A 5,516-nucleotide genomic window follows, 5' to 3' on the forward strand; every position below is an offset into this window, starting at 1 on the left:
TGGAATGGTTGTCCGGCGGCGTCCTACTCTCCCACCCCGTCTCCGGGGCAGTACCATCGGCGCTGAGAGGCTTAGCTTCCGGGTTCGGAATGGGTCCGGGCGTTTCCCTCTCGCCATGGCCGCCGTAACGCTGTGAACGGAACAACCCGCCGGCACCCCCCCACGGTGTACGGGGGGGTGGGGGTTGTGCGTTCAGAACCGCACAGTGGACGCGTGACCCGCAGGTCTGGCTTCTTGCCTTGGAACCGCCGCCCCCCACAGGGGTGGGGGTGGTTGTGGTTGTGTGGTCAAGCCCTCGGCCTGTTAGTACCGGTCAGCTCCACACCTCGCGGTGCTTCCACTTCCGGCCTATCAACCCGCTGGTCTGGGCGGGGGCCTTACCCGGTTGACCCGGTGAGAGACCTCATCTTGAAGCGAGCTTCCCGCTTAGATGCTTTCAGCGGTTATCCCTGCCGAACGTAGCCAACCAGCAGTGCACCTGGCGGTACAACTGGCACACCAGAGGTTCGTCCGTCCCGGTCCTCTCGTACTAGGGACAGCTCTTCGCAAGTCTCTTACGCGCGCGGCGGATAGGGACCGAACTGTCTCACGACGTTCTAAACCCAGCTCGCGTACCGCTTTAATGGGCGAACAGCCCAACCCTTGGGACCTACTCCAGCCCCAGGATGCGACGAGCCGACATCGAGGTGCCAAACCATCCCGTCGATATGGACTCTTGGGGAAGATCAGCCTGTTATCCCCGGGGTACCTTTTATCCGTTGAGCGACACCGCTTCCACATGCCGGTGCCGGGTCACTAGTCCCAGCTTTCGCTCCTGCTCGACCCGTCGGTCTCACAGTCAAGCTCCCTTGTGCACTTGCACTCGACACCTGATTGCCAACCAGGCTGAGGGAACCTTTGGGCGCCTCCGTTACATTTTGGGAGGCAACCGCCCCAGTTAAACTACCCACCTGACACTGTTCCTGATCCGGATCACGGACCGAGGTTAGACATCCAATTCGACCAGAGTGGTATTTCAACGGCGACTCCACGAACACTGGCGTGCCCGCTTCACGGTCTCCCACCTATCCTACACAAGCCGAACCGAACACCAATATCAAGCTGTAGTGAAGGTCCCGGGGTCTTTCCGTCCTGCCGCGCGTAACGAGCATCTTTACTCGTAGTGCAATTTCGCCGAGCCTGTGGTTGAGACAGCTGAGAAGTCGTTACGCCATTCGTGCAGGTCGGAACTTACCCGACAAGGAATTTCGCTACCTTAGGATGGTTATAGTTACCACCGCCGTTTACTGGCGCTTGAGTTCTGAGCTTCGCACACGCAAGTGCACTAACCCGTCCCCTTAACGTTCCAGCACCGGGCAGGCGTCAGTCCGTATACATCGTCTTACGACTTCGCACGGACCTGTGTTTTTAGTAAACAGTCGCTTCTCACTGGTCTCTGCGGCCGCCCCCCGCTGCCACGCGCTAGGCGCTTGACGGGAAACGGCCCCCCTTCTCCCGAAGTTACGGGGGCATTTTGCCGAGTTCCTTAACCACAGTTCGCTCGATCGCCTCGGTATTCTCTACCTGACCACCTGAGTTGGTTTGGGGTACGGGCCGCTCGGAACTCGCTAGAGGCTTTTCTCGGCAGCATAGGATCATCCCATTCACCGCAATCGGCTATGCGTCAGGCCTCACCCTGCGTGCGCCACGGATTTACCTATGGCGCGGGCCACACCCTTGCACCGGTACTACCACTCACCGGTAGGACTACCTTCCTGCGTCACCCCATCGCTTGCCTACTACCAGTCCGGATCCCGCGCTAGTCCCCGCACCGATCCTCGAAAGAACCGGACACGGGTGTTCGGGCGGTTAGCATCGCTGGGTTCGGCATGGGCGTTCCTTCGCGGGTACGGGAATATCAACCCGTTGTCCATCGACTACGCCTGTCGGCCTCGCCTTAGGTCCCGACTCACCCTGGGCGGATTAGCCTGGCCCAGGAACCCTTGGTCTTCCGGCGGGGGAGGTTCTCACTCCCCTCTCGCTACTCATGCCTGCATTCTCACTCGCGTGGCGTCCACGGCTGGATTCCTCCGCCGCTTCACCCGCCACACGACGCTCCCCTACCCACCCCACCACCTGGCCGGCAGACCCAGGGGCCTGCCGACGGGCTGTCGGTGGAGTGCCACGGCTTCGGCGGTGTGCTTGAGCCCCGCTACATTGTCGGCGCGGAACCACTTGACCAGTGAGCTATTACGCACTCTTTCAAGGGTGGCTGCTTCTAAGCCAACCTCCTGGTTGTCTCTGCGATCCCACATCCTTTTCCACTTAGCACACGCTTAGGGGCCTTAGCCGATGATCTGGGCTGTTTCCCTCTCGACTACGAACCTTATCGCCCGCAGTCTCACTGCCGCGCTCTCACTTACCGGCATTCGGAGTTTGGTTGACGTCAGTAACCTTGTGGGGCCCATCGGCCATCCAGTGCTCTACCTCCGGCAAGAAACACGCGACGCTGCACCTAAATGCATTTCGGGGAGAACCAGCTATCACCGAGTTTGATTGGCCTTTCACCCCTACCCACAGCTCATCCCCCAGGTTTTCAACCCTGGTGGGTTCGGTCCTCCACGCGGTCTTACCCGCGCTTCAACCTGGCCATGGGTAGATCACTCGGCTTCGGGTCTAGAGCACGCGACTAGAATCGCCCTGTTCGGACTCGCTTTCGCTACGGCTACCCCCCACGGGTTAACCTCGCCACGTACCACTAACTCGCAGGCTCATTCTTCAAAAGGCACGCAATCACCCACCGCACACGAGGTGCGGACCAGGCTCTCACGGCTTGTAGGCACACGGTTTCAGGTACTATTTCACTCCCCTCCCGGGGTACTTTTCACCTTTCCCTCACGGTACTCGTCCGCTATCGGTCACCAGGGAGTATTCAGGCTTAGCGGGTGGTCCCGCCGGATTCACACCGAATTCCACGGGCTCGGTGCTACTTGGGAACACGTCCGGGAGGACACGCGTTTTCGTGTACGGGGCTCTCACCCTCTACGGCGACCCCTTCCAGAGGCCTTCCACTAACGCAGCGTCTTTCTCACTCCCCGCGGTTGCGGCAGCAACCACTGGACGGTCCCACGACCCCGCTCCCACAACCCCTGCCGGGTATCACATGGAAACGGTTTAGCCTCATCCGCTTTCGCTCGCCACTACTCACGGAATCACGGTTGTTTTCTCTTCCTGTGGGTACTGAGATGTTTCACTTCCCCACGTTCCCTCCACACGCCCTATGTGTTCAGGCGCGGGTCACACCACATGACTGGTGCGGGGTTCCCCCATTCGGACATCCTCGGATCAACGCTCGGTTGGCAGCTCCCCGAGGCTTATCGCAGCCTCCTACGTCCTTCATCGGCTCCTGGTGCCCAGGCATCCACCGTGTGCCCTTAACAACTTGGCCACACAACTACAACAAACCCCACCCACCACCACCCCGCCCCGCCCGAAGACGGGAACCGGTGATGCTGCGCGGGCCTGCAATCAAAGAAGATGCTCGCGTCCACTGTGCAGTTCTCAACGAACAACCGGCGACCACCCGACACGCCCCCGCCGAACCCCACCCCCCAGGCGACACGCGCACTGGACGACGGGCGGTACGAGGACCCGGACGGCCCCGACACGAGACAACCGACCCCCCACCCCACAGGGCAGACGGTCCGCTCCCTCAGGACCCAACAGCGTGCCTACGCCCGGCCAACCCCGCCCACCCCGTTCCCCACCCACCCCCACCAAAGGGGACGGGCCGTACTAGGAGCGGCCGCGGCCGCCGGCCGAACTGGTCAGCGTTCCACCCTCGAGCACCACCCCAGCAACCCGCGGCCCCCCACAGGCGGGAGGCCATCACGTGCTGGGCGCGGCTCTGCACCACCATCACGACGACGGCGGCGAGTGCTCCTTAGAAAGGAGGTGATCCAGCCGCACCTTCCGGTACGGCTACCTTGTTACGACTTCGTCCCAATCGCCGATCCCGCCTTCGACGGCTCCCTCCCACGAGGGGTTGGGCCACCGGCTTCGGGCGTTACCGACTTTCGTGACGTGACGGGCGGTGTGTACAAGGCCCGGGAACGTATTCACCGCAGCGTTGCTGATCTGCGATTACTAGCGACTCCAACTTCATGGGGTCGAGTTGCAGACCCCAATCCGAACTGAGACCGGCTTTTTGGGATTCGCTCCACCTCGCGGTATCGCAGCCCTTTGTACCGGCCATTGTAGCATGTTTGCAGCCCTAGACATAAGGGGCATGATGATTTGACGTCATCCCCACCTTCCTCCGAGTTGACCCCGGCAGTCTCCCATGAGTCCCCGGCATCATCCGCTGGCAACATGGAACGAGGGTTGCGCTCGTTGCGGGACTTAACCCAACATCTCACGACACGAGCTGACGACAACCATGCACCACCTGTGCACGGCCCTTACGGACCCCCCATCTCTGGGAGATTTCCGTGCATGTCAAGCCTAGGTAAGGTTCTTCGCGTTGCATCGAATTAAGCAACATGCTCCGCCGCTTGTGCGGGCCCCCGTCAATTCCTTTGAGTTTTAGCCTTGCGGCCGTACTCCCCAGGCGGGGCGCTTAATGCGTTAGCTGCGGCACGGAGACCGTGGAATGGCCCCCACACCTAGCGCCCAACGTTTACGGCGTGGACTACCAGGGTATCTAATCCTGTTCGCTCCCCACGCTTTCGCTCCTCAGCGTCAGTTGTTGCCCAGAGACCCGCCTTCGCCACCGGTGTTCCTCCTGATATCTGCGCATTTCACCGCTACACCAGGAATTCCAGTCTCCCCTGCAACACTCAAGTCGGCCCGTATCGACTGCAGGCCCGGAGTTGAGCTCCGGGTTTTCACAGCCGACGCGACCAACCGCCTACGAGCTCTTTACGCCCAATAATTCCGGACAACGCTTGCACCCTACGTATTACCGCGGCTGCTGGCACGTAGTTGGCCGGTGCTTCTTCTGCAGGTACCGTCACTTCCGCTTCGTCCCTGCTGAAAGAGGTTTACAACCCGAAGGCCGTCATCCCCCACGCGGCGTCGCTGCGTCAGGCTTCCGCCCATTGCGCAATATTCCCCACTGCTGCCTCCCGTAGGAGTCTGGGCCGTGTCTCAGTCCCAGTGTGGCCGGTCACCCTCTCAGGCCGGCTACCCGTCGTCGCCTTGGTAGGCCACTACCCCACCAACAAGCTGATAGGCCGCGGGCCCATCCCCAGCCGGAAACCCTTTCCACCACCAGACCATGCGGCCAGCGGTCACATCCGGTATTAGCCCCAATTTCTTGGAGTTATCCCAGAGCCGGGGGCAGGTTGCCCACGTGTTACTCACCCGTTCGCCACTCATCCCCCACCGAAGCGGGTTCAGCGTTCGACTTGCATGTGTTAAGCACGCCGCCAGCGTTCGTCCTGAGCCAGGATCAAACTCTCCGTAGATGCTTGAACCAGGCCGAGAACCGAGAACTGGACGCTCTCGATCAATCAACCCAAAGAAACCCACAAAAA

At 61.0% G+C, this 5,516-nt stretch carries 3 rRNA genes; all 3 read right to left on the reverse strand.

Features of this window, described 5'->3' with window-relative positions:
* Positions 1 to 10: 10 nt before the first annotated feature.
* A 5S ribosomal RNA gene (rrf, locus tag BLR12_RS23790) occupies positions 11 to 127 on the reverse strand.
* 156 nt (positions 128 to 283) lie between these two features.
* Positions 284 to 3,427: ribosomal RNA gene (locus tag BLR12_RS23795) — 23S ribosomal RNA — on the reverse strand.
* Between the two features lie 499 nt (positions 3,428 to 3,926).
* Positions 3,927 to 5,447: ribosomal RNA gene (locus BLR12_RS23800) — 16S ribosomal RNA — on the reverse strand.
* The 16S, 23S and 5S rRNA genes sit together here, the layout of an rRNA operon.
* Between the last annotated feature and the right edge of the window lie 69 nt (positions 5,448 to 5,516).

Source organism: Geodermatophilus sp. DSM 45219 (genome assembly GCF_900104025.1).
In the GTDB taxonomy this organism is placed as follows: Bacteria; Actinomycetota; Actinomycetes; order Mycobacteriales; family Geodermatophilaceae; genus Geodermatophilus.